The sequence below is a fragment of the Phreatobacter sp. AB_2022a genome, assembly GCF_026847585.1.
Classification (GTDB): Bacteria; Pseudomonadota; Alphaproteobacteria; order Rhizobiales; family Phreatobacteraceae; genus Phreatobacter.
In genome coordinates this window covers 1-25,474 of record NZ_JAPSET010000046.1, presented here as the reverse complement: position 1 = coordinate 25,474, position 25,474 = coordinate 1, and the positions used below count along the sequence as shown (strand labels likewise).

General features: G+C 68.3%; 18 protein-coding genes and 2 pseudogenes. 15 read left to right on the top strand and 5 right to left on the bottom strand.

The window, feature by feature from the left end; translation table 11 throughout:
• Positions 1 to 26 precede the first annotated feature (26 nt).
• Together OZ671_RS25660 and OZ671_RS25655 are read right to left on the bottom strand one after the other, a co-directional pair.
• Positions 27 to 1,517 (bottom strand): type VI secretion system protein TssA, encoded by a 1,491-nt coding sequence (locus tag OZ671_RS25660; RefSeq protein ID WP_268863345.1) that lies wholly within the window; start codon positions 1,515 to 1,517, stop codon positions 27 to 29.
• 94 nt (positions 1,518 to 1,611) lie between these two features.
• The gene (locus tag OZ671_RS25655) at positions 1,612 to 2,283 is read right to left on the bottom strand and encodes an OmpA family protein (RefSeq protein WP_268863344.1); all 672 of its coding nucleotides are present in this window, start codon (positions 2,281 to 2,283) and stop codon (positions 1,612 to 1,614) included.
• Between the two features lie 239 nt (positions 2,284 to 2,522).
• Here OZ671_RS25655 and OZ671_RS25650 point away from each other — a divergent pair, with 239 nt between their 5' ends.
• The 3 genes from OZ671_RS25650 to tagH all read left to right on the top strand — a co-directional run bounded on the left by OZ671_RS25650 (position 2,523) and on the right by tagH (position 6,343).
• Complete coding sequence (locus OZ671_RS25650) at positions 2,523 to 4,379, top strand: type VI secretion system Vgr family protein (RefSeq protein ID WP_268863343.1); 1,857 nt, start codon at positions 2,523 to 2,525, stop codon at positions 4,377 to 4,379.
• Positions 4,380 to 4,390: 11 nt separating this feature from the next.
• Entirely contained in the window at positions 4,391 to 4,942 is a 552-nt protein-coding gene (locus OZ671_RS25645; protein ID WP_268863342.1) for a DUF6931 family protein, read from the top strand.
• Between the two features lie 84 nt (positions 4,943 to 5,026).
• Positions 5,027 to 6,343 (top strand): type VI secretion system-associated FHA domain protein TagH, encoded by a 1,317-nt coding sequence (tagH, locus tag OZ671_RS25640; RefSeq protein WP_268863341.1) that lies wholly within the window; start codon positions 5,027 to 5,029, stop codon positions 6,341 to 6,343.
• 44 nt (positions 6,344 to 6,387) lie between these two features.
• On the opposite strand, the gene OZ671_RS25635 is transcribed toward tagH, so the two are convergent.
• Positions 6,388 to 11,697: an autotransporter domain-containing protein gene (locus OZ671_RS25635; RefSeq protein WP_268863340.1), complete on the bottom strand. Its 5,310-nt coding sequence runs from the start codon at positions 11,695 to 11,697 to the stop codon at positions 6,388 to 6,390.
• Between the two features lie 241 nt (positions 11,698 to 11,938).
• Here OZ671_RS25635 and OZ671_RS25630 point away from each other — a divergent pair, with 241 nt between their 5' ends.
• The gene (locus OZ671_RS25630; RefSeq protein WP_268863339.1) at positions 11,939 to 13,525 is read left to right on the top strand and encodes a sensor histidine kinase; all 1,587 of its coding nucleotides are present in this window, start codon (positions 11,939 to 11,941) and stop codon (positions 13,523 to 13,525) included.
• Complete coding sequence (locus OZ671_RS25625; protein ID WP_268863338.1) at positions 13,522 to 14,217, top strand: response regulator transcription factor; 696 nt, start codon at positions 13,522 to 13,524, stop codon at positions 14,215 to 14,217. Before OZ671_RS25630 ends, OZ671_RS25625 begins: the two co-directional genes overlap by 4 nt.
• 57 nt (positions 14,218 to 14,274) lie before the next feature.
• On the opposite strand, the gene OZ671_RS25620 is transcribed toward OZ671_RS25625, so the two are convergent.
• Positions 14,275 to 14,865, bottom strand: a complete 591-nt coding sequence (locus tag OZ671_RS25620; protein WP_268863337.1) for a helix-turn-helix domain-containing protein — start codon at positions 14,863 to 14,865, stop codon at positions 14,275 to 14,277.
• A 336-nt stretch (positions 14,866 to 15,201) separates the two neighbouring features.
• On the opposite strand from OZ671_RS25620, the gene OZ671_RS25615 reads away from it, so the two are divergent.
• The 10 genes and pseudogenes from OZ671_RS25615 (at position 15,202) to OZ671_RS25570 (ending at position 24,790) form a co-directional block, all read left to right on the top strand.
• Positions 15,202 to 16,821: an ABC transporter substrate-binding protein gene (locus OZ671_RS25615; protein ID WP_268863336.1), complete on the top strand. Its 1,620-nt coding sequence runs from the start codon at positions 15,202 to 15,204 to the stop codon at positions 16,819 to 16,821.
• A 60-nt stretch (positions 16,822 to 16,881) separates the two neighbouring features.
• Positions 16,882 to 17,880, top strand: coding sequence for an ABC transporter permease (locus OZ671_RS25610; protein ID WP_268863335.1), 999 nt, complete (start codon positions 16,882 to 16,884; stop codon positions 17,878 to 17,880).
• The gene (locus OZ671_RS25605; RefSeq protein WP_268863334.1) at positions 17,873 to 18,718 is read left to right on the top strand and encodes an ABC transporter permease; all 846 of its coding nucleotides are present in this window, start codon (positions 17,873 to 17,875) and stop codon (positions 18,716 to 18,718) included. The genes OZ671_RS25610 and OZ671_RS25605 overlap by 8 nt, the downstream gene beginning before the upstream one ends.
• Entirely contained in the window at positions 18,715 to 19,707 is a 993-nt protein-coding gene (locus tag OZ671_RS25600) for an ABC transporter ATP-binding protein (RefSeq protein ID WP_268863333.1), read from the top strand. Before OZ671_RS25605 ends, OZ671_RS25600 begins: the two co-directional genes overlap by 4 nt.
• Positions 19,708 to 19,709: 2 nt before the next feature.
• Positions 19,710 to 20,693 (top strand): ABC transporter ATP-binding protein, encoded by a 984-nt coding sequence (locus OZ671_RS25595; protein WP_268863332.1) that lies wholly within the window; start codon positions 19,710 to 19,712, stop codon positions 20,691 to 20,693.
• A 104-nt stretch (positions 20,694 to 20,797) separates the two neighbouring features.
• Entirely contained in the window at positions 20,798 to 21,052 is a 255-nt protein-coding gene (locus OZ671_RS25590; protein WP_268863331.1) for a hypothetical protein, read from the top strand.
• Positions 21,053 to 21,140: 88 nt separating this feature from the next.
• Entirely contained in the window at positions 21,141 to 21,629 is a 489-nt protein-coding gene (locus tag OZ671_RS25585) for a (2Fe-2S)-binding protein (protein ID WP_268863330.1), read from the top strand.
• Positions 21,616 to 22,593, top strand: coding sequence for an FAD binding domain-containing protein (locus tag OZ671_RS25580; RefSeq protein ID WP_268863329.1), 978 nt, complete (start codon positions 21,616 to 21,618; stop codon positions 22,591 to 22,593). The genes OZ671_RS25585 and OZ671_RS25580 overlap by 14 nt, the downstream gene beginning before the upstream one ends.
• Before the next feature lie 61 nt (positions 22,594 to 22,654).
• Positions 22,655 to 22,990: pseudogene (locus OZ671_RS25575) on the top strand (hypothetical protein); the annotation flags it as partial.
• Between the two features lie 105 nt (positions 22,991 to 23,095).
• Complete coding sequence (locus tag OZ671_RS25570) at positions 23,096 to 24,790, top strand: xanthine dehydrogenase family protein molybdopterin-binding subunit (protein WP_268863363.1); 1,695 nt, start codon at positions 23,096 to 23,098, stop codon at positions 24,788 to 24,790.
• Positions 24,791 to 24,802: 12 nt separating this feature from the next.
• Here OZ671_RS25570 and OZ671_RS25565 read toward each other — a convergent pair.
• Positions 24,803 to 25,474: pseudogene (locus OZ671_RS25565) on the bottom strand (hypothetical protein); the annotation flags it as partial.

Sequence of the window (25,474 nt, the reverse complement as noted above, 5' to 3'; positions counted from 1 at the left end):
CGTGGATGCGGCGCCGGCGGCCGGCGCTAGTCGTCCCCAGCGGGACGCAAATGCGATGCGGGCAGCATTTCCTCGAGAATGGTCAGGAAGTCGCGCCCGGCGAGGCCGCGGGCGCGGTCGAGCAGCAGCGGCAGCGGGCTCGACGGTTCGACCGCGCGGTAGAACTGGGCGACCTGGGCCATCGTGTCGTTGGCCTCGGCGCGCGTTGCGAGGCGCCGGAACGGATGGCCCGCGGGCGGCGCGGCTGCGCGGAGCCCTTCCATCGGAACGCCGGCCGCCTCGCCGCCCTCCGCGAAGGGATCTGCCGGCTCGAACGCCGCGCCGCCGTCCGGTGCCTCGTCCGTCTCGGCGGGCGGCGCGGACGTGTCGAAGGCGCCGAGCCGTTCGATCGGAATGTTGAAGCCGGTATCCTGGCCGACCCGGATGCTGGCGATCTCGACCGCGTTCGGCACCAGCGTCCTGATCGCCTCCAGGAAGGAGACGCCGGCGAGCTGGCGGCACTGGCGCACCAGCAGGAGCCCGACGGACGAGGGCTCGTTGCGGGCGAGGTAGTCGGCGACGGCGTCGAGCGCGGCCGCCGCGTCGCTATGGCCGGCAATGCCGATCCTCGCCATCCGCGCCGCCCCGGCGGGCGCCGCCTCGGCATGGCCGGCGAGCTCATCCGCCGGGGCTGCCAGAGTCGCCCCGGGATCGCGGCGGGCGAGCTCCGCGCCCAGCCAGGCCGCCTGCTCGCCGACCAGCTTCAGGAGATTGGGCAGGGCGAGATCGTGTCCCGGCCCGAGCGCCGCCGAAAAGCTCGCCGCGATCCGCTTGAGGCCGGCCTCCAGCCGCGCGAGCTCGCCGTGCACGGCCGTCAGCTCATCGAGATCGGCGCGCTCGAGCCCGCCGGCGATGGCGGCCGCGTCATAGACGCTCTCATTGTCGCGCGGCGCGACCGTGCCGGCCGCGACCAGATGATTGCGATAGGACACCCGCCCGAGATTGCGGGTCTCGAACAGCGGCATGACCTGCAGCGGCATGACCGTGTGCGGCATGTCGTCGAGCGCCATCAGCACGCCGCGGCGCAGCTCCACGTCACGGCCGGTCACGGCCGGGTGGACCTCCGTCCACTGCCTTTCGAGCAGATCGGCCATCGCCGTGACCAGGCCGGCGAAGCCTTCGAGATCCCGGTCGAGCACGCGCAGCTTGGCGAGCAGCACCATGACGCGCAGGTCGCGCGAGCGCTGCATCAGCGCGGCGCCCGCCTTGGCCTCCGCGGCGAAGTCGATGGTCGACCGGTCGAAGGCGGCGAAGACCGGCGGCAGGACGCCTTCGACGCGCGCGAGGAAGTTCAGATAGTCCTCGTCGCCGAGCGCATCGAGATCGGGCCCGCACGGCGCCGCGCCGGATCCCGCCGCCATGTCGGCCTCGCCTTCGGTCGCGGACGTGAGCGTCGGCTCGGTGTCGGGCGCCGGTTCGGACACAAGCGCCGGTGCGGCCTCGGGCGGCGCGGGCATGGCATGGTCGATGGCGCTCATGTCCTCAACTCTTCCGATGCGACGCGTCCCCCGCACAGGGCGGGCTGGCGAATGACCTGGCGCGGCAGGGGCGGCAAGGCCGCCATGACGCGACTCAGCGGTTGACGCGGGTCTCGACCCGGCGATTGGTGCCGTCGAACCGGTCGGCGGTGCGCGGCTGCGAACTGCCGAAGGCGCGCGGCATGATGCGTGTGCTGGGAATGCCCTGCGCTTCCAGATAATTCACCACCGCGCTGGCCCGCCGGCGCGACAGGTCCATATTGTGCGCGTCGGAGCCGCGGGCGTCGGTATGGCCGTCGACCGCGAAGTTCAGCCCGTTCAGCCGCGGATCCCGGAGGGCGCGGGCGAACTCGTCGAGATTGCGTCGCGCCTCCGGCGTCAGCCGGTCGGAATCGAGCGCGAAATTGACCATCAGGTCGAAGCTCGGCGGCGCTGCCGGCCGACCGCACTCCGCATCGGTGCCCGAGCAGATCGTGCGGCTGGCACTATAGTTGCTGTTCTGGCCAAGTCCCCGCGACTGCCCGAGAGGAAGGTTCGTTTCCGATTGACGTGGCACGGAAAATCGCTCGATGATCTGATCAGCGGTATAAGCCGGCTGCGCAATCGCCTGTCCGGATACAGTCATCGCCGCCAATAAAGCGAAACCGCAGAAGCTCCAACGCATGGAAATCCCCCCGGAGCGATTGAATACTCGCCGAGAATGACTCAGTCTGCTATGACCGTCAATCGATTGACCGGCGTGGACACTTGTCAAATGGGTAACCATCGCGGGCCTCCCTCCGTAAGGGAAATCGGACGTCGACAGGCGGTCTCGGCGCGAGCCGCGATCCCGTCCCGCCGCAGCGGTCCGGCCGCGGCGGCATCACGTGATCGACGCATCGCAGACTGGCACGGCCGCGCCCTCGCCGGTGTGACCGGGCGCACATCGCATCGCGCCGCTCCATGCTTGGTTCGCCTCGCGGAACGGCCTGAACCGCTTCGTTCAATCGCCGGCGAGGACACACGATGACGCTCGCTCTCACGCAGGACCAGCGGCCCGCGCGCCTGAAGACGCCGTTCGGCGGCGACGTGCTGAACCTCGTCCGCTTCGATGGTCACGAAGCGATCAGCACCGCCTTCGACTATGCCATCGAGGCGGTCAGCACCGAGGCGGGCCTGGACTTCGACAAGGCGCTCGGGCGCAATTGCGCGGTGACCTTCCACACCTATGGCAAGGCGCAGCGGCACTTCAACGGCGTGCTGACCGAAAGCGAATGGCTCGGCAAGCGCGGCGGGCTGCATCACTACCGGCTGAAGCTGCAACCCTGGTTCTCGCTGCTCGGCTTCACCGCCAATTGCCGCTTCTTCCAGGACATGTCGGTCACCGACATCATCCGGAAGGTGTTCACCGAGGCGGGCTTCTCCGATTTTCTGTTCAAGACCAGCGAGAGCTACGAAAAGATCGAATATTGCGTGCAGTATCGGGAGAGCGATCTCGCCTTCGTCAGTCGCCTGATGGAGCACTACGGCATCTACTATTTTTTCGAGCACACGGCCGACAAGCACGAGATGATCCTGGCCGATGGCCGCTCGTCGCATCAGCCGGTGCCGGGCCTTGCCACCCTGCCCTTTCGCCACCTCGCCGGCACCAATGTCCGGGACGAGCAGCACATCACCGAATGGAAGCCGGTGCGCCGGTTCCAAAGCGGCAAGGTGAGCCTCAACGACTTCGACTATCTCAAGCCCAATGCCTCGCTGCTGGCCGAGAAGAGCCAGCCCGGCGGCTACGCCAAGAGCGGGCTCGAGGTCTACGACTACCACGCGAGCTATCAGGACCGCGGCAAGGGCGAGAAGCTCGCCCGGGTCCGGCTGGAAGCCCGCCAGGCTCTCGATTTCCGGCGCGAATGCACCGGCGATGCCGCCTCGCTCGCACCGGGCGGCCTGACCACGCTCAAGGACCACCAGGAGGCCTCCGAGAACATCCCCTATCTCGTCGTCGCCTGCACCCATCGCATCCACGCCCAGGGCTATCTCTCGGGCGAGGGCGGCGGCACGAGCTATGAGGGCAGCTATCGGCTCCAGCCCGCCGGCCGGCCGTTCCGCGCACCGGCCGTCACGCCGCGCCCGGTCATTTCCGGTCCGCAGACGGCCAAGGTGGTCGGCAAGGCCGGCGAGGAGATCGACGTCGACGAGCACGGCCGCATCCTCGTCCAGTTCCACTGGGACCGCGACCGCAAGCCCTCGCGCCGTGTGCGCGTCGCCCAGACCTGGTCGGGCAAGTCCTGGGGTGGCGTCGTCATCCCGCGCATCGGCATGGAGGTGGTGGTCGAATTCATCGAGGGCGACCCCGACTACCCGCTCGTCACCGGCACCGTCTACAACGGCGACAACCGGCCCCCCTACGAGCTCCCCGCCAACAAGACCATGGCCGGCGTCAAGTCGCGCTCGTCCAAGAACGACAACGGCTACAACGAGCTCGTCTTCGAGGACAAGGCGTCGTCGGAGAAGATCCGCATGCACGCGGAGAAGGACCTCGATATCACCGTCAAGAACTCCGAAACCCGCGAGATCGGCGCCGAATTTCCCGTGCCGATGGGCCAGCCCTCGCGCAAGACCCAGCTGAAATCCGGCGACGACGAGCTCAGCGTCGATACCGGCAACCAGACGGTCAAGGTCGCCCAGACGATGACGCTGAAAGCCGGCCTGATGATCGAGCTCGTCTGTGGGGCCAGCAAGATCACGATGACGCCGGCATCGATCGACATTTCCTCGCCGCTGATCAATATCAAGGCGGCGGCCGTCCTCAATGCGCAGGGCACGCTGACCAACGTCAGCGGCGCCGCGAACCTGGCGCTGCGCGGCGGCCTCGTGCTGATCAACTGAACGGGGCCGCCATGGCAACCTTGCGCTTTGCCACTGCCCGCGACGTCGCCGAAGCCTTCCCGACGCTGGCCGAAGACATGCTGGCCGAGCCGGGCGAGCACGAACCGCTCGCCTTCCTGCGCGCGCTCGCCGACGGCGAGACGCCGGAAGACGCGATCAGTTTCTGTGCCTATGTCCTGCCGCGCCGCGACGCGGTCTGGTGGGCCTGCCGGTCGGTGCGCGCCCTGGCTTCGCCCGGCGCCGCGGTCGAGGATGTCGCCCTCACCGCAGCGGAAGCCTGGGTGCGCGCGCCATCGGAGGCAAGCCGGATCGAGGCGATGCAGGCCGGCCAGGCAGCAAGCTCTGCCCAGGCCACGACCTGGGCTGCCTTCGCCGCCGCCTGGTCGGGCGGCAACCTTTCGGTCGGCGAGCATGCCGGGGCACCCGCCCCGGCCCATCTCACCGCCAAGGCCGTGCGCGCCTGCCTGCTGATCGCGCTTGCCCGCATTTCGGCGACCGAGCGCCGTGATAGACTGCGTGCCTGCATCGAAGGCGGCATTCGCCTCGCAGCGGTGGATGCCTGACGCAACCGCTCCGGGGGAGACCGATGCCGGAACCAGCTCTGTCGAGATCAGGCCTGTATCCGGGCCAAGATGCGGAGGCCGCCCGTGCTCGCGCTGCGCCTGACCATTGAAAACGAGGCCGCCCTTCCGGATGGCGGACCGCTGAGCTATACGCTGACCGGCCGGCGCGGCATCGACATCGGCCGCGACAAGCACCTCGACTGGGTGCTGCCGGACCCGACCCGCTACATTTCGAGCAAGCACTGCGAGATCCGCTTCCGCGATGGCGGCTACTGGCTGCACGATGTCTCAAGCAACGGCACCTTCGTCAATGGCGCGGCGTTCCGCCTGACCGAGCCGCGACGGCTGCGCGCCGGCGACCGGCTGGAGATCGGGCGCTACATCATCAAGGTCGAGGTCGAGGGCGACGGCTCCGCCGGAAGCCTCGAAGGAGAGGCCGTGCCACCGGCCGCGGCCAGCGACATCTGGGCCGCCGACGGCGAGGCGGCGCCGGCCGCGGCAGGCGAAATCCGCGCGCGGCGCAACGGCCGGCCGGTGATGTCGGGCGACCTGATGGACTGGGCCGTCGATCTGCCCGGCCCGCTCGGCCGGCCGCAGCCCGAGCCGGTTCTGCCCGCCCCGCGCCGCCGGCAAGCGTCCCCGCAGGACGGGATCGGGGACGCGGCTTCGATGGACTGGGCCTTGCCGGAAGAGTTGCCGCCGCCGAAACCGCCGGAACCGGCCGACGCGGCCCCCGTGCCGCCGGCGCCGGAAGCAGCTCGCGCGGAACCGGCCGCGCCGACGCCCCGCCCCGAACCGCCCGCGCGCCCATCCGCGACCTCGGACGCCTTCATCGCGGCCTTCGCCCGTGGCGCCGGCCTGCCGCCGGATCTCTTCGGCGGCCGCGATGCGACGGCCCTCGCCGAGGAACTCGGCCGGCTGATGCTGCTCGTCACCACCGAGCTCAAGGTCCTCATGCAGGCACGCGCGGAAGCGAAGGGCGCCATGCGCAGCGCCAACCAGACCTCGGTCCAGGCGCTGGACAACAATCCCATCCCCTTCGCCCCCACCGCCGAGGATGCCTTGCGGCTGATGCTCGCCGGCAGCGGGCCCGGCTATCTCGGCGCGAGCGCCGCGGTCGCCCGCAGCTTCGAGGCGCTGAAGACCCATCAGCTCGACACGTTCATCGCCATGCAGGCGGCGGTGGACGCGCTCCTCACGCAGCTCGACCCGGAAACGGTCGACCGCGACGCCGCCCCCGACCGGGCGCTCGGCCAGTTGTTCGCCTCGCGCAAGGCGCGGCTGTGGGACCTCAACCTCGCCCGCTGGCAAGCCCTCGCCGCCGCGCATGACGGCGGACTGCGCGGCGCCTTCATGAGCTTTTTCGCCAGCGCCTACGACCGGCGCACAACCGGTCGCTGAATGAGCCAAAGGGCCCGCGCCCCCTTGCAGGCGCGGGGGCGGTTTCAGAACCTCATGCTGAAATTGGCCTTGAAGCCGTGTTGCCGAGCGGATGAGCCGAGCTGGGCGTCATAGGAGAGGCCGAGAACGGCGTTTCGCGAGACCGCCATGTCGAGACCGGCGTTGATGACGGCGGCGTCCCGTGCGAGGGGCACGCCCGCGACGGTGAAGGCATCGCCCCCCACAAAGGCATGGGTCGACAGCGGAACGATGGCCCCGAAGGCATGTCGCCAACCGATCGAGCCGCGCACCGTCGTGCCGATGCCGCCCAGCTCGAAGCCGGCCGAGGCTCTGAGCCCGATCGTGGTGAAGGTGGCGGCCGTCACCTGGCCGTTCGCGTGAAGCGCCGCCGCCCCGCCGCGCTCGCCGAAGCTGTCGGAATCGAGGCTCACATAAGCGAGATTGGCGAAAGGTTCGAAGGCCGCGACCGGCGTATCGATCCGATAGCCTATATCGCCGAAGGCCTGGAAGGTGCCGGCCCTGTACCTGCCCCCCGGGCTGTCACCGAACCCCGCAAAGGCGACGGTGCGGCTGGTGACGAGCTGATGCCACGTATAGGCCAGGCCGGCGCGGAACCCCAGACGACCCCATTGCGTCCCGCCGTAGAGGCCGAGATGATAGTTGTCGCTTTCGCCGGAGGAGAGGCGGCCGCGCGCATTGAAGGTGCTGCGGCTGTAGCCGGCGAGCGTGCCGAAGCGCCAGGTCCCGAACGGTCCTGCGCCGAACGCCGGCCCGTCGGCGCCGATCAGGATGCCGCCGGTGGCCGTCGCAAGCCCGGCGGCGTTGCCGTTGCCGTTGACGCGGCCCCAGGCGCCGAAGCCCTGGGCCCAGACGGCTGCGCGGTCGGCGTTGGCGGGAGCGGTCTGCAGGCCGCTGTCGCCATAGGCCGTGACGGGCATGGCGGAGGCCGCGACGGCGCCGAAGGCGGCGCGGATGCGATCGGTCGCGGCCTCGCGGATGAAACGGCTGTCGGCGATCAGCGCCGTCTTCGCGCTCGCATGGATCTCGCCGGAAAGCTGATCAAGCGCCGCGCGGGCTGCGGTTGCATCCGGAAGGGCCGCCACCGCATCGTTGGCGGGATTGCCGGGTCCGGTGCTTTCGAGGCCGTTGCCCACCGCGCACTGGTTGGAGGTCTGAGCGACGGCGCAGAACGGCACGCTGTTGCGCTTGGCGTCGATATAGACACGGTGGGCATCGTAGCTCAGCGTCAGGTCGACGAAGGGCATGTTCTGGTCGAATGCGTCGAACCTGCCGGTTACGCCGCCATGGGCATCGAGGATCGTCCAGCGGCTGCCGGGCGTATAGAGGCCGCCGGCCTTGAGGGCATGGACCGTGCCACCGTCGATCACGGCTGTGCCGCTGACCCTGATCAGGTCGGTCTGAAGCGCGGGATTGATCTCGGCCTGATAGATCGAGCCCGCGGCGAAGACGAGATTGCCGTTGACGGTGAGGGTGCCGATCGAGTTGCCCGGCGCGATCGTGCCGCCTGAGGCGACCGTCACGACCGATCCGGCACCCGAGCCGACCGTGCCGTGGCCGCCGAGCGTGCCGCCACCGGCCACATGGAGCGAGCCTCCGAGCATGGCCTGGGCGTGGGCGGTGTCGGAACCGACGATCAACGCCCCGGCGGCAATGTCGGTCATGCCGGCAAAAGCCGAACTGTTGCCGTCATAGACCAGCACGCCCGTGCCGGCCTTGACGAACCGGCCCGTGCCGGTGAGCACTCCGCCATAAGCGGCGTCCGCGGCCTGGTCGAACGTGAGCGATGCGCCGGCGCCGATCGCGGCATTGCCGGCAAAGCGCTCGGCGGCGGCGGACAGTCCACCGGCCTGGATCGACCAGTCGAGACCGGAGTTTCCGGTCAAGGTCAGGGTGCCGGCGCCCTGCTTGATCATGAGGCCGGCGGAGCTGCTCAGGCGGCCGATATTGCCGGCCAAACGGCCATCCGCCGGCTGATCGAACACCACCGTGCCGGCATTGATGATGTCGCCCGAGATCGAGCCCGTGCTGCCGATCAGCGTGCCGCCCAGGACGGCGGTATTGCCATAGCTGTTGACGCCCGTCAGGCGCAGCGTGCCCGCGCCGATCTTGATGAGATCGCCCGCGCCCGAGACGCTTCCGGTGAGACCGAGCTCGGTATTGGTTGCCACGTTGAAGACAGCCGAGCCGTCGAGCGTGATCGCGCGCGCGCTGTGCATGCCGGCCGTGGTTGCGAGCGTGCCGCCATTGAAGCGAAGCCCACCCGCCGCATCGCCGAGATTGGCGTCGCTCGATACCGACACGGTGCCATCGAGAAGGCTGGTGCCGCCACGATAGGTGTTGTTGCCTTCGAGAACGAGCGTGCCGCCCTCGGTCTTGCTGAGGCCGCCGGTGCCGGCAATCGTCGTTGCGATATGAGCGGTCGTATTCGTCAGCACCCGAATCTCGGCATTGCCGTCGCTCCGGCCCGAACCGTCGATCATCAGCGTCCCCGAGCCTTCGAGGCGGTAGCCGTTGTCGACGAACTGCAGCCCCTTGAAGCTCTGCACGCCCGCGACCGCGATCGTGCCGCCGCTGAAGCCGCCAGGCTCGTTCTTGAACACGGCGTGATGGCCGGCCCAGGGGACGGGCGCCACGCCGCCCTGATTCAGCCATTGCACGCCGGCGGCGTTCCACGTGCCGTTGCCGCCCTGCCAGTGCTGCAGGGTATTGTCGCCGTTGGCGGCGATGAACAGGTCCACATTGCCGCCACCGGCCTGGATTTCGTAGATGCCGGCAACCGGGGTCGCGCCGATCGCGAGGCCGCGATCGGTGAGGACACCGCCATAGGTCATCAGCCGGTAATAGCCGAAAGCCGCCATGCCATCGGCGGGATGGCTGCTCTGGGACAGGTTCAGCGTGCCATCCAGCGTCAGATCGACGGCGACAATGATGCGGTCGCTGGTTCCCGGGGCGCCGGCCGACAGTCCCGGACTGCCGAGCTCGAAATCGAGGATCGAACCGGGTGACAGCGTGAGATTGCGGGAGAAGTGCAACGTGCCGATCGAATGGCCGGGCGCGATGTGACCGCCATCCGCGATGATCGTGCGGCCCACCGTGCCCGACCCGCCAAGCGTTGCGCCGGCCTCGACCGTGACCGCCGACAGAGGGGACAGCGAACCGTTGACGATCAGCGCGCCGCCGCGGACAGTCGTCGCTCCGCCATACGCGCTGTCGCCGTTCAGCGTGAGGCTGCCCGTGCCGATCTTGGTCAGGGCGCCGTCCACACTGATGGTGCCACCGATATTGCCGCCGAAGACGTCGTTCGTATTGTTCGTTCCCGTCGTCAGCACGGCGCCGGTGTCGAATCGCACTTCGGTTCCCGCCCCGCCGGAGAGCGAGCCGATCTGCTGGTTGAGCTGAAGACGGAAGATCGAAGCGGTCCCCGTCAGGCTGACGGCGACGATGGGCGACAGCGCGTTTTCCCTGTAGACGCCGAACTCCGCGCCATTGGAAATATTGATCGTCGCCGAGGCGAGAAGGCCGCCAAGTCGCATCACCCCGCCGGTGACATTGGTCGGGCCGGAATAGGTGTGGGTCCCAAACAGGTTGAAATCGCCCGCGCCCGTCTTGGTCAGGCCGCCCGAGCCGGAAATGTCACCCGAAAAACCCGCGAAGGACGTATTGTCGACGGTCAGCGTCGCGGCGCCGAGCGCGATGCTCGTGCCGACGTTCCCGCTCAACCCCTTCACGGCCTGGCTGTAGCCGTCGAGATCCCAACTGCCATCGCTGATGTGGATCCCGGCCGAGGCTCCCAGCACATTGGCCGCGCCCATGCGCAGCGTACCGCCGAGAATATTGGTCTCCCCGGTGAAGCTCTGTGCGCTCATCAGGGTGAGGCTCGCTGCGCCCGTCTTGACGAAATCCCCGGGCCCCGAAACGGTCCCGGCATAGGTGCCATCGCTCGCCTGGTCGAAGACGACGCTGCGCGCAATCCCGCTCGCGCCGGTAAAGGTGAGATTGCCGCCAAGGCTGTTGGTGTCGCCGGCCAGCGCCCCCTGCTCGATGGTCCAGTTCTGCGCGCCCGTCCCGGTCAGCCGCACCGTGTTCGAGCCGCTCTTCAGGAAGATGCCGAAGCCGACGAACTGATCGGTCGCGCCGGCGGTGGCCGTCGTCACGATCTTCGAAACATCGAAGGCCGGTGTGGACGGCAGCGTGTCGTAGTCCCCCAGCATCAGCGTGCCGGTGGCGCCGCTCGCCACCACCACATTGCCGCTGATGATCGAGCCGTTGCGCAGCGACAGCGTATTGGTGCCGCCGGTGAAGGTGATGGCGTTGGCCTGGCCGTCCACGCCGACACCGCCGGCGATCGTTCCCGCATTCATCACGCTCAGGCTGGTGCCGACGATGCCGACACCGCCGGACCCCCGCGAGGCCGTGAAGGGGACGAAGCCAGGCGCGCCGCCGCTTCCGGTTCCGCCGGCCGGGGCGTTCTGCGGACCGCCGGCGCCGGGGTTGCCGGCGCCACCACGGATGGTTCCCATGTTGAGCACGGTGCCGCCATAGCGCAGATCGAGCGCCGCTCCAGCCGGTCCGGCATCGCCGCCCGCACCACCGGTGATCTCGCCCATATTGGCGACGCTGGTCGCGCCGCCCGATATCACCCCGGCGCCACCGGTGGAATGATATCCGCCGGCGCCGCCGGCAATGCTGGTGCCGGCGCTGGTGTTCAGGGTCCCGCCGGCGTTCAGGATGACGCCTGCTCCACCACCGCCGCCCGCAACGGTCCCGCCGCCGCCACTACCGCCAACGGCCTGGCCGCCCGGGTCGAAGGTGAGCGTACCGGCATTGTCCAGCACGATCCCCGCCCCGCCGCCACCGCCGCCGCCGAGCCCGTATCCCGCGCCACCGTGACCGCCGCGGACGCTTGCGCCGACACGGATATTCGGGACGGCCTCGGCATTGCGCGCGCCATCGCCGCCCGCACCGCCGCCGCCCCCGCCGCCGCTGAGGCTCAGGCCGCCGGCGCCACCATTCCCGCCCGTACTGCTTGCCGGGATGTTGCCGGTGGTGACGTGGCTGTAGCCACCGCCACCGCCGCCGCCAGCGCTCTGAACGGTCGAGAAGTCGTCGCCGCCGGCGCCGCCATCGGGGCTGACCACCGTCCCGGCGCTGCCACCGCCCCCCGCCGTGGCGCCCGTGCCGGGGCTGCCGGCCTGCCCGGCATTGCCGCCGGCACCGCCATTCGCGTCCCCCTGGCCGCCCGTCGCGCCGAAGAGAAGCTGCGCCCGAGCGGGCGCCGGCATGGCGGCCAGCGTCACCGAGGTGAGCGCGGTGGAACAGAGCAGCGCAAGCATGCGCGCGGTCGCAGGGCGATCGTGAGCAGAATTGGCCGGCATAGTCCCCCCGCAATGTGTTCGGCCGCCGGAAGCAGCCGGACGTCGATGCGGTGGAGACGCTTTCGATCGGCGATGCGACGCTTCGTCGTCGATCGCCCACTGGGATCCCCCAAGGCTTTTTGCGCCGCAGCCGAACTGGCCGGCCGCGGCAGAAGACGAGCCGCATCAACCCAGAGGCAGAGTAGATTCATGCCGGTATATGATTCCACCGATCAATTCTGATCAATTCTTGCCAATTCTTGCAAAGCGCCTTTGCGCTTGCATGCCTCCGCAACTTTTGCGAAGTGGTTGCAAAGGAAAAATGCCGTGGGGGGAGCCCTTATGCAGCCGCGAGGCGATGCTTGATCTCAAGACCCTCCTGGTCGTCACCATGGCAGTTGCAGCGCTGCAGGCCGTGGTCTGGATTTTCGTCTGGAGGGCCTGGCGTCATCTCTACGAGCTGAAATACCTTGCCGTCGGCTTCATCGCCATCGCCGCGGGCGTCCTGCTCATGCTGCTGCGGGGCGACGGTCCGGCACCGTGGGCGATCGTGGTGCACAACACGATCATCAAGCTGGGGCTCGTCCTGCTCGCCGAAGGGCTCGCCCGGTTTCTCGGACAACCTCGCTACAGCTGGATCGGCATCGCGCTGCTGGTCGTGCAGATCGTGGTCTGGAGCGCCGCCGTCGGCATCGATCCGGACGCGATCGAGTTCCGCATCTACGCATCGACCCTGTTCACCGTCATCATGATGTCGATGATGTGCCTGGCGCTCCTGCGCGACCGGACGCAGCCGCCGCTGCTGCGCTGGATCACGATCGCCATGCTCGTCGAATACATGGCTGCCAGCATCCTCCAGAGCGTTCTCGAATACCGGTTGCCGGAGAATTTCGAAAGCGCGCCGATCCTGGCCGACCGCAACGCCTGGTATCTGCTGCAGGGCACCCTGTTCCTCATCGCGTTCTTTGCCTGCCTGCTCTTCATGGTCAGCTGGCGGCTGTCGGCCGACCTGCGCGAGAAGAACGCCGCGCTCTCGCGCGAGGTGGAGGAGAGGAGAACGCTGGAAGCCAGGCTGAATGCGAGCCTCGAAATGGAGCGGACATTGCGCGAAGAGCAGGCGGACTTCATGCGCGTGGTCAGCCATGAGTTCCGCACGCCGCTCGCGGTCATCCGCAATGCGACCGAGATGATCGGTCTCACCGGCGGCCCGTCCGAGCCGGCGACCGGCGCGCGGCTCGCCGGCATCGGCGAGGCGCTCAACCGCCTGTTTTCCCTGATCGACCGCTTCATGGCCGACGACCGGGAGAGCGGCTTTCAGCCCGAGCCAATGGCGGTCGGGTCGCTTCTCGGCGATGTGCGCCTGCATTTCGACATGATTGGACGCGGCGACCGCCTGAACTTTTTCCTCGACGACGACACGCTGTCCTTCTGCGTCGATCCGGACATGCTCGGGACGGTCATCATCAACCTGATCGACAATGCTCTCAAATACTCGCCGAACGGGCAGAACGTCGACATAGCCGCCAGGAATGGACAGGATGTGATCGTGATCGAAGTGCGCGACCGCGGCATCGGCATTCCCAGCGCGGAACGCGGCAAGATCGGGCGCCGCTTCTTCCGCGCGTCCAACGTCAAGGCGATTGCCGGCACCGGTCTTGGGCTCTATGCGGCCCGGCGGCTTCTGGCCTACCACAATGGAACGCTGCAACTGGACGGGAATGCCGATGGCGGCACGACAGCGGTTGTCCGCCTGCCCCTGTCGCGCAAATCCTCCGGTGCGTTCATGCCGAGGGAAGCAGCGGCATGACGCATATCCTGATCGTCGAGGACGAACCGCGGCTCCGGCAGGACCTCGGCGATTTCCTCGAATTGCGCGGCTTCACCACCACCGGCGTGGAGACGGCCCGTGACATGCGCCGCGTGCTCGCCGCCGGCTGCACGCCCGCCATCGTCATCCTCGACGTCGGACTGCCTGATGGCGACGGATTCGAGCTGGCCGCCGAGATCCGCCGGTCCCACGCCTGCGGCATCATCATGCTGACCGCACTCAGCCATAGCGACAACCGCATTCGCGGCTTCGACAGCGGCGCCGACATCTATCTCGTCAAGGACAGCACGCTGCGGGAGGTCGAAGCCGCCATCCGCAGCCTGCTGCGCCGGACCGGGATCCTGCCCGACGCCGCCGCCTCGGCCGAGGACCGCTGGATTCTGAACAATGCGACCTGGCACCTCCATGCCCCGAACCAGCAGGCGCTCAAGCTCACCGCCACCGAATTCGCCTTCGTGAGCGCGCTGTGCCGGCGCTGCGGCGAAGTCTGCCGGCGCAAGGATCTGATCGAGATCCTGATGCGGCCTCGATCCCATTTCGACAATCGTCATCTCGACGCTGTGGTCAGCCGGCTCCGTCGCAAGATCGAGCAGACGCTGCACGTGCCTGCGCCGATCAAGGTCGTCTATGGCGTCGGCTACACATTCACGGGCAATGTCGTCGTGGAATGAATGAAGGCGATGCGGAGGCGCATGCCCCGCCACGCCTCGCCACGCCGGGCGAGCCCGCTAGCCGGCCTCGCTGGACCGGATGATCCAGATGACCCTGGTCTCGCTGTCCGCCAGGTTGCGGAACCAGTGCGGCTGGCGGCTGTCGAACTGGAAGGCGTCGCCCTGCTCCAGGACATGGATCTGCTCGCCGATCTGCAGTTCGAAGCGCCCCTGCATGACATAGCCGGCCTTCTCGCCGTTGCGGCGCCAGGGGTCGGAGCCGGAGCCGCCGCCGACCGCGATGGAGAGCATCAGCATTTCCATCTCCGAATGGCCGGGAGGCGAGAGAAGCTCCTTGGTCAGGCCCGTCTTGCTGAACGCCAAGGTCGAGCGATGGCCGATGCGGGTGATCGTCCCCTCCTCGGCGCTGCGGTCGCCATGGGCCTCGAAGAAGCTCGCCAGCGGCACGCCCAGGGCAACCCGCAGCCGGTCGAGGAGCTTCAGCGACGGCGACGTCTTGCCACGCTCGATATGGCTGAGCATGCCGACCGAGATCTGGCTCTTGGCGGAGAGCGCGGCGAGCGTCAGATCCCGCTCGACACGCAGATTGCGGATGCGCTCGCCAAGCCCGAGCAGCGTGTTCGTGTCGAGGTCGTTGTCGTCGGACATCGAGGGACCATTTCCTGGGCATGCGTGCGGCTGCATGATGCACTTTATACGCCAGTTGAAAAATTCTGACGAGCATCGCCGCTTGTGGCTTGTCAAATTATATTCTGCTGATACAAATTTCTCCCGCGACCTTCAATGAGGGTTTCGCCGGAGAGAATTTCGTCCCAATTCGCGCCCGCAATCGCGGCAGATTGTGCCATAATCCGACCTGGCTGCCCCCATCGGCTTCGCAAGCTAGAACAATCGCCATTGAAATCACGCTCAGGCGATTTCAATGGAGTTGAAAATACTGCGCCACGTCCAGGCTGAAGCCGGATCCAGGATCGGGGATTGCCCATGTCAAAGCTCTCGACCACCAGACGGGGGGCCAATGCCCTGCTTCTCGGGACCGCCCTCGGGGCCTTCCTTCCGGCCCGGCTGTCGCACGCGGCCCCGCAGTCCGGCGGCACCCTGACGATCACCACCACGCCCGAGCCCGCGATCATCACCAATGCGCTGAGCTCGGCGCCGACGACGGCCGAGCTCGCGACGAAAATCTTCGACGGCCTGCTCGAATACGACATGAACCTGAAGCCCCAGCCCTCGCTGGCCGAGAGCTGGACGATCACGCCCGACGGCAAGACCATCACCTTCAGGCTGCGGCAGGACGTCGTCTGGCACGACGGCAAGCCGTTCACCAGCGCCGACGTGCAGTTCGCCCTGATGGAGGTGGTCAAGAAATATCACCCGCGCGGACAGGGCAATCTCGGCCCGGTCGCCTCGATCGATACGCCGGACGCCCATACCGCGGTGTTCAATCTCGCTCACCCCTACCCGCCCTTGATGATGGGCCTGTCGAGCCTGGAATCCCCGATCGTTCCGCGCCACATCTACGAAGGCACGGACTTCCGGAACAATCCGGCCGTCAACAATCCGATCGGCACCGGCCCGTTCAAGTTCACGCGCTGGGAGAAGGGCAACTTCATCCAGCTCGACAAGAACGAGCGCTACTGGCGCCCGGGCCGCCCCTATCTCGACCGCCTGATCGTCCGCTTCATCGCCGACTCGGCGACGCGCGCCGCCGCCGTCGAGCGCAGCGAGATCGACGTCGCCACCTTCGGCACGATCAACCCGGTCGAAATGCGCCGGCTCGAAACCCTGCCGCACCTCGCGATCGCCAAGGGCGGCTACGAGGCGATCGCGCCGGTGATGATGCTGGAGCTCAACACCCGCAGGCCGCCCTTCGACGACAAGCGTGTCCGCCTTGCGGTGGCCTATGCGCTCGACCGGAATTTCATCACGCGCGCCATCTGGCACGGCTTCGGCCGGCCGGCCGTCGGCCCGATCTCCTCGTTCATGAAAGGCAGCGGCGCCTTCACCGACCAGAACATTCTGCGCTTCGACGTGAAGGACCGCCTGGACATCGCCAACCGCCTGCTGGACGAGGCGGGGCTGAAGCGCGGCGCCAATGGCATGCGCGTCAAGATCGTCCACGACCCCGCCCCGTTCGGCGAGGACTGGCGCCGCATGGGCGAATATATCAAGCAGGCGCTCGGCCGGGTCGGCATCGAAGTCGAATTGCGCAACCGGGACTATCCGTCCTTCGTGCGCCAGGTTCACAACGAATATGATTTCGACATGACGTCGACCTGGTCGATCGGCATGGCCGACCCGACGCTCGGCGTGCAGCGGCAGACCTGGTCCAAGACGATCAACCGCAACGTGCCGTTCGGCAACGTCTCGCAATATGCCAACCCGGAGGTCGATGCGCTCTGGGAGGCCGCGCAGACCGAAAACGATCCGGCGAAGCGGAACCGGATCTTCCACAAGCTCCAGGAGCTGCTGGTCGCCGACAGCCCGATCATCTGGCTGATGGAAATGGATCTGGTCGCGGTCCAGAACAAGCGCGTCCAGGATCTGATCACTTCGCCGCTCGGGCTGCGCGGCGGCCTCTACGACACCTGGATCAAGCGCTGACGCGCTTTGCGCAGGGCGCCGGCCTGCGCCGGCGCCGCCCTTCCCCAAGCGAGGTGTGCGATGTGGATCGCCCGCGGCAGGTACATCGTGGATCGGTTGATCCGCGGCCTGCCCATCATCTTTGCCATCGTGGTGGTCAATTTCTTCCTGATCCGCCTCGCGCCGGGCGATGCCGCGCAGGTCCTCGCCGGAGAGGCGGGGGCCGCGAGCGAGCAGTATCTCGAGCAGGTGCGCCGCCAGTTCGGGCTCGACCAGCCGCTCTATGTCCAGTTCTTCAGCTACATGAAGAACATCGTTCTCTTCGACCTCGGCTATTCGTTCCGCCACGGCCGCGACGTCGCCTCCCTTATCTTCGATCGGCTCGGCGCGACGGCCCTGCTGATGGTCGCCGCCATGACCGTCTCGGTCACGCTCGGCATGCTGCTCGGCGCCATCGCGGCCATCCGCGACCGGACGCTGGTCAGCCATGTCATCGTCGTCTTCGCCGTCGTTTCCTACGCCACGCCGCTGTTCTGGGTGGGGCTGATGCTGATCATCGTCTTCGCCATCAATCTCGGCTGGTTTCCGACCAGCGGCATCATCACTGTCGGCGCGGACTATACGGGCCTGCGCGCCGTGCTCGACGTCCTGCACCATCTCGTCCTGCCGGCCGCCGCGCTCTCCTGCTTCTACATGGCGCTCTACACCCGCCTGATGCGTGCCTCGATGCTCGAGACCCTCGGTCTCGACTTCATCAAGACCGCCCGCGCCAAGGGGCTGGGCGACCGCAAGATCGTGCTGAAGCACGCCCTGCGCAACGCCGTCCTGCCGGTCCTGACCATGGCCGGCGTGCAGGTTTCGGCGATGCTGGGCGGCTCCGTCATCGTCGAGTCCGTCTTCGGCTGGCCGGGCCTCGGGCTCCTCGCCTTCGAATCGCTCTTTGCCCGCGACCTCAATCTCCTGCTCGGAATCTTCTTCCTCTCCTCGATCCTCGTCGTCGTCACCAACGCCGTCGTCGACGTGATCTACACGATCGTCGATCCCAGGATCGAGCTCACATCGGGACGTGCCCATGGCTGACGACCACATTCGCCAGCCCGGCGTGCTGTGGCGGGTTCTGACCAATCCCGCCGGCGCGGTCGGACTGTTCCTCATCAGCTGTGTCGTGGTTCTGGCCATTGCCGCGCCCTGGCTTTATCCCGACGGCCCGTTCGAAATGGTCGGCATGCCCTATGGCCGGCCTTTCGACGAGTTCCTGCTCGGCACGGACATGCTCGGCCGGGACATCGCCGCCGGCATCGCCTATGGCGCCCGCATCTCCCTCGTCGTCGGCGCCGTCGCGACGCTCTGCATCGTCGTGCTCGGCACGGTCGTCGGCGGCCTCGCCGGCTACTATGGCGGCCGCATCGACTCGGCGGTGATGCGCGTGACCGAATTCTTCCAGACGATCCCGACCTTCATCGGCGCCATCGTCATCGTCGCGATCCTCGGTCCGACATTGCCCCATGTCATCGGCGCCATCGCCATCGTGTCATGGGCGCCGCTCGCCCGCCTCGTCCGCGCCGAGGTGATCAGCGTCAAGAACCGCGAATTCACGTCGGCCTGCCTCGCGCTCGGCATGGGCGACGTCAGGATCATGATCGTCCAGATCCTGCCGAACATCCTGTCGACCATCGTCGTCGCCGGCTCGCTCATGGTCGCGACCGCCATCCTGTTCGAGTCCGGCCTGTCCTTCCTCGGGCTTGGCGATCCCAACATCATGACCTGGGGGTTCATGATCGGTGCCGGCCGGTCCGCCATCCGCACCGCCTGGTGGATGGTGACGCTGCCGGGCCTTGCCGTTCTGTTGACCGTGCTTGCGATCAATCTGCTCGGCGATGCGCTGAACGAGGCCCTCAATCCAAGGCTCAAGCGATGACCGGGTCTTCCGCCCTCCTCACCGTCGAGGGACTGCGCACGGAATTTGTCTCCTCGCGCGGCGCCTGGTTTCCGGTCGTCAACGACGTCAGCCTGCAGGTCGCCGGCGGCGAAACCCTGGCCGTGGTGGGCGAATCCGGCTGCGGCAAGAGCATGCTGGCGCATTCGATCATGCGGCTGCTGCCGAAGCGCATCGCCCGCAATGCCGGGGGCAAGGTCCGGGTCGACGGGCGCGACCTCCTCGCCCTGACCGAGGACGCGATGCGCGGCGTCCGCGGCAAGGACGTCTCCATGATCTTCCAGGAGCCGATGACCAGCCTCAATCCGCTGATGCCGGTCGGTCCGCAGATCGTCGAGAGCATCGTCGAGCATGAAAGCGTCAGCCTGCGGGAGGCCAACAGGCGCGGGCTCGATCTCATGGAGCTGGTCGGAATTCCCGAGCCCGCCGCCCGCTTTCATCAGTACCCGCACCACCTGTCGGGCGGCATGCGCCAGCGCATCGTCATCGCCATCGCTTTGGCCTGCCGGCCGAAGGTGCTGATCGCGGACGAGCCGACCACCGCGCTCGATGTCACCATCCAGGCCCAGGTCCTGGCGCTGATCGACCGGCTGAAGCGCGAGCTCGGCATGGCCGTCGTGCTGATCACCCACGATCTCGGCGTCGTCGCCGAATGGGCGCAGCGCGTCATGGTCATGTATGCCGGCCGCAAGGTGGAGGAGGCCGATGCCGAGACCTTCTTCGCCTCGCCCATGCATCCCTACAGCCGTGCCCTGCTGGCCAGCGTGCCGCGTCCGGACGACGTCATCGACGGGGTCGTGACGCCGCTCGCCGAAATCCGCGGCGCGGTTCCGCCGCTCGATCGGCTGGGGCCCGGCTGCGCGTTCGCCGAGCGGTGCGATCTCAGCACCGGCGCGTGCCTGTCGGGCACACCCGCATTTCGTCCCACCGCGGCGGCCGGGGCGGTTGCCTGCATTCACGCAGGACAGTGACCATGTCCCAGCCTCAGTCCCCGCTTCTCGCCGTCGACGGCCTCGTCAAATACCACGCGACCGGCGCTGGCACGGTGCGTGCCGTGGACCGCGTCAGCTTCGACGTGAAGCCCGGCGAAACCCTTGGCCTTGTCGGTGAATCCGGCTGCGGGAAATCGACTCTCGGCCGCACCATCGTGCGCCTGCACGAGCCCGATGAAGGCGCGATCCTGTTCCAGTCGCAGGATATCAGCCATCTGTCGCGACGCGCGCTGAGGCCGGTGCGCCGCCGGTTGCAGATGGTGTTCCAGGATCCCTACGCCTCGCTCAATCCGCGCCGCACCATCCGACAGATCCTCGACGAGCCCTATTCCGTCCACGGCATCGGAAGCCGGCCCGAACGGGTCGAAAGGGTCGCCGCGCTGATCCAGAAGGTCGGCCTGCACGCCGACCACGCGAACCGGTATCCGCACGAGCTCTCGGGTGGCCAGCGCCAGCGCATCGCCATTGCCCGGGCCATCGCCCTCGAGCCGAGCCTCGTCGTCTGCGACGAGCCGGTCTCCGCCCTCGATGTCTCGATCCAGGCGCAGATCATCAACCTGCTGCGCCGCCTGCAGGCCGACAGCCACGCGGCCTACCTGTTCATTTCGCACGACCTCTCCGTCATCGGCTATCTCGCCGATCGGATCGCGGTCATGTATCTCGGCGAGATCGTCGAGCTCGCGCCGAAGCGCGACCTCTGGAAGCAGCCGCTCCATCCCTATACCCAGGCGCTGTTCTCGGCCATCGCCGAACCGCTGCCGCCGAGCGTGCCGCGGCGCAAGCGGGTCGAGATGACCGGCGACATGCCGAGCCCCATGAAGCCGCCCTCCGGCTGCCGCTTCCATACGCGCTGTCCGATGGCGATGCCGCGGTGCCGCGAGGCCGTACCGGCCTTGAAGGAGGTCGCCTCGGAAGCGGGGGACGGCCGGAAGGTCGCCTGCCACCTCTATGCAGACCCCGCCTAGCCCCGCGCCGCCCATGCCATTCGCGGCCGCCGGCCGGCCCTGTCCGGACGCGCCGGCACCGCCCGTCCTCTCCCCTCGCTCGACATTTCCTGAAAGGAACGACGATGAAGTACATCACCGCACGCGTCAGGCCGGAAAAGGTCTATTTGGGCTATGACGAGAATGATCAGATCGTCACCCGCCCGATGCCGAACACCGAGTTCGTCGAGAAGGTGATCCGGATCGACCGCATCCTCTCCTTCACCGAGTCCTACATTTTCATCGAATGCCCGCACGAGACGGTTCAGACCTGGGAATACGAGGGCAGTCTCGAAGACATCAAGTCGCGCCTGCGCGGCGCCGGCATGCTGATCGACTGAGGCGGCCAGGGAGGCTCGCCTTCGCGGGCCTCCCGTGCCCTTTCGCCCGTTTTGCAGAGCCCTGTCCCGATCCTGCCGACGAGTGCCGATGATGGAGAGTTCCTGCCCCACCGCCCGGATCGCCTTCCTCGTGAACGGCGAGACCGTCGCCGTCACCGCCGATGTCAGGCGGACATTGCTGGACCTGCTGCGCGAGGACCTGCGGCTGACCGGCACGAAGAAGGGCTGCGACCACGGCCAGTGCGGCGCCTGCACGGTGCATGTGAACGGCCAGCGGGTTCTGTCCTGCCTCACGCTCGCCGCTTCCGTGCACGGCAAGGCGGTCGCCACCATCGAAGGCGTCGGCCGTCCGGACCAGCTCCACGCGCTTCAGGAGGCCTTCATACGTCATGACGCGCTCCAGTGCGGCTATTGCACGGCCGGCCAGATCATGTCGGCCCTGGAGGTCATCGCCGACACGGCCATCACGACCCGCGACCAGGTGCGCGAACAGATGAGCGGCAATCTGTGCCGCTGCGGCGCCTATAACGGCATCGTCGACGCCATCATGGATGTCAAAGCCCATGCGGCCCTTTGAGTTCCAGCGCGCCTCGTCGCTCGCCGAGGCGCTCGATCTGCTCGCACGGCCGAACGCCCGCGCGCTCGCCGGCGGGACCACGCTCATCGACCTGATGAAACTGGGGGTCGAAGCTCCCGCCACCGTGATCGACATCGGCGGGCTGCCTCTCGACGAGGTCACACTCGCCGATGGCCGGCTGCGACTGGGCGGGCTGGCCAGCAACAGCAAGGTGGCGAGGGATGCCATCGTGCGCGCGCAGTTCCCCGTCATTTCCGAAGCGATCCTGGCCGGCGCCTCGGGCCAGATCCGCAATGCGGCGTCGATGGGCGGCAACCTGCTGCAGCGGACCCGCTGCGCGTTCTTCCGGTCCCACGACTGGCCCTGCAACAAGCGCGCGCCCGGCACGGGCTGCCCCGCGCGCGACGGCGCCAATGCGCACCATGCCGTTCTCGGCACAAGCGATCACTGCCTGGCGGTCCATCCATCCGACCTGGCGGTGGCGCTTCTGGCGCTCGACGCGGTCGTCGCCCTGCAGTCGAACGCGGGCATGCGGCGCATTCCCCTTGCCAGCCTCTACCGCCTGCCCGGCTCGACGCCGGACATCGAGACGGTCGTGGCCGCCGGCGAGCTCATCACCCATATCGACGTGCCCCAGACGGAATTGGCGGCGCGATCGGGCTATCTGAAGCTGCGTGGCCGTGCATCGTACGAATTCGCCAGCGCTTCGGTCGCCGCCGCCGTGCGCTGCGAGGACGGCCGCGTGGCGGAGATTGCCGTTGCCCTCGGCGGGCTCGGGACCGTGCCCTGGCGCGACCGGTCGGCGGAGGCGCTGCTGATCGGCGAGAGCCTCACCGACGCGGCCATCGACCGGTTCTGCACCGCGCTGCTCGCGCCGGCCCGGCCGACCGAAGCCAATGCCTACAAGCTGGATCTGGCGCGCGGCGCCGTCCGCCGGGCCCTGATGCGGAGCGCGTCATGCTGAAGCAGATCGGCTCGCCGCGCAGCAGGATCGACGGCAAGGCGAAGGCGACGGCCGCGCGGCCTATGCGGCCGACCGCAGGCCCGCGGGCCAGCTCTACGCCCTCGCCGTGCGCAGTCCTGTCGCCGCGGGGATCATGACCGGGATCGACACGGCCGCCGCGCGCGCGGTGCCCGGCGTCGTCGCCGTCTACAGCCACGAGAACGCCGCCGCCCTGCTCGACTGGACGCCGGACCCGGACGTCTTCGCCCTCAGCGGCGAGGCGCTGGGACGCACCGCCCTCGCCGCGGCGGAGCCCGAGGCCCCTCCCGCCTATCTTCCCCTCGCCGGACCGGACATCGTCTTCGCCGGACAGTGGATCGCCGTGGTCGTCGCCGAGACGCTCGAGGCGGCAAGGCAGGCCACGCTCTGCGTTCGGCCTGCGATCGACGCGGCGCCCGCCTCCGTGGATCCCCGCCCGGACGACGACCGGTTCCTCGATCCCGGCTTCTTCTTCGCGGCGGACATGCAGGTCGAGCGCGGCACCTGGCCGTCCGGCGCGACCGAGACCGCCATTTGCGAGACCTACCGCACGCCGATGCAGTTGCATCACCCGATGGAGCCCTCGGCGACGGTCGCCCACTGGGACGGCGATGCCGTGACCGTCCATGATTCCACCCAAGGCACGATGGCCGCGCGCGACTATATCGCGCGATCGCTGAAGGTACCCGCGGAGAAGGTCAGGGTCGTCGCGGCCTATGTCGGCGGCGGCTTCGGCGGCAAGAACCAGATGTGGCCGCACCAGGCGCTCGCGGCCCATATCGCCCGCGCGCTGAAGCAGCCGGTCCGCCTCCAGCTGACCCGGGCGGACATGGCCGTCGCCTCCGGCCATCGCTCCGGGACCGAGCAGCGGATCGCGCTGCGGAGCGACCGCGACGGCGCGCTCTCCGCCCTGCGGCACGTCTCCTATGTGCCGACCTCCATGCGCGGCAACTTCTTCGAGCCCTGCGGCCTCAACACCCTGATCCTCTATGACACGCCGGCGCTCGAAGTGCGGCACCACGTGGCGCGCAAGAACATTCCCAGCCCGACACCGTTCCGCGCGCCTGGCGAGACGCCCGGCTCCTTCGCCCTGGAATGCGCAATGGATGAGCTGGCCTTCCGGCTGCGCATGAACCCGCTCGAGCTGAGGCGGCGGAACTTTGCGGCCGAAGATCCCTACCATCGGCGCCAATGGTCCTCGAACCAGCTGCTCGAATGCTATCGCCGCGGCGGCGAGGCCTTCGGCTGGCCCGGCGGGTTCGTGCCGCCACGGACCATGCGCGACGGCGAGGCACTGGTCGGCTACGGCATGGCGACGACCGCCTATCCCGCGCCGGCCCTGCCCGCGACCGTGAGGCTGAGGCTGACCGTTGCCGGGTCCCTCACCATCGAGACTTCGGCGACCGACATCGGAACGGGAATGTATACGATCCTGGCCCAGACCGTCGCCGACGCGCTGGACCATCCCTTCGACGATATCGCCGTGCGCCTCGGTGACACGACCCTGCCGCTCGCCCCGACGGCCGGCCGTTCGAAGTCGACGGCCAGCATCCTTCCGGCCGCGGCCCGCGCCTGCAAGGAGCTGAGGGCGCGATTGGAGGAACTCGCGTGCCGGCACGCCGCTTCGCCGGCGTCGAATCGGTCCCCCGGCGCGACCCTGGAGGCCGCCGGCCTCGACGAGCTCGTCGTCGAAGGCAGCTCCGCCGGCATGACCGGCGTGAAGGACCGGAGCTACTATTCGTTCGGCGCCCATTTCGTCGAGGTTCGCGTCGACGAGGCGATCGGGCGGATCCGCGTTTCACGCATCGTCAGCGCTCTCGACTGCGGCCGGATCATCAATCCGAAGACCGCGGCCAGCCAGATCAAGGGCGGCATCATCTTCGGTCTCGGCATGGCACTGATGGAGGCGGCCGAATTCCACCCGACCCACCATCGCATCGTCGGCGACAATCTTGCCGATTACGCGGTACCGGTGAATGCCGATGTGCCTGACATCGACGTGATCTTCCTCGACACACCCGACGACGCCTTCAACGAGTTCGGCGCGCGCGGGCTGGGCGAGATCGGCGTGCCCGGCATGGCCGCGGCGATCGCCAATGCGGCGTTCCATGCGACCGGGCGCCGGTTCAGAAGCCTGCCGATCACGCCGGCGGCCATCGTCGGCGCGAGGCCGGGCTGAGTCCGGCCGCCGCTAGTCGACCCGGAAATACTGCCTGAGCACGGCGACCGGCTGCGTCGCCGCGCCGATATCGCGCTGCAGGGCCGGGAACAGGACGCTGGCGGCCACCTGGCCGCGGAAGTCGAGGGCGGCCGGCCGGCGCAGCGCGATGATGGCGAGCGCCAGTTCCGGCCGGCGCTGTCCCGGCGGGCCCGGCTCGGCGGTGATGCTGACCAGGCCGCCGCCGCCGGCCTGTCCGCGCATCGGAACCTGGCGCACCATGCCGTCATCGGACACGACCAGCACGCTGACGCTGCGCGTACCGCTGCCCAGCACCGTGCCGTCGATGCGGCCGCCCGGGGCGACCGAGAAGCTGGCGAGTTCGAAGCGCATGGCGGCATCGCGTGTTTCGGCCGCGGCCTTCAGGAAGGCGACCGCCGGGCATTGCGCCTCGGCGAGCGGCCGGAACAGCACCGTCGGCTCGAAACCGTAGGCCCGGCTGAAGGCGCCATGAAAAGCCTCCACCGCCGGGCGCGAGGCGCCGAAGGCTTCCACCTCGATCCGCCGCCCGCTGGCCGCGCGAACGGCGAGGAACAGGCACGCACCGCCGTCATGAGCGCGAACGAATTCGTCTGGTGTCGGCGGCACCGCGGGCTGGGACGGCGGCGGCACGGACGGAGCCGGAACGACCGGCGGCGCGGCGGC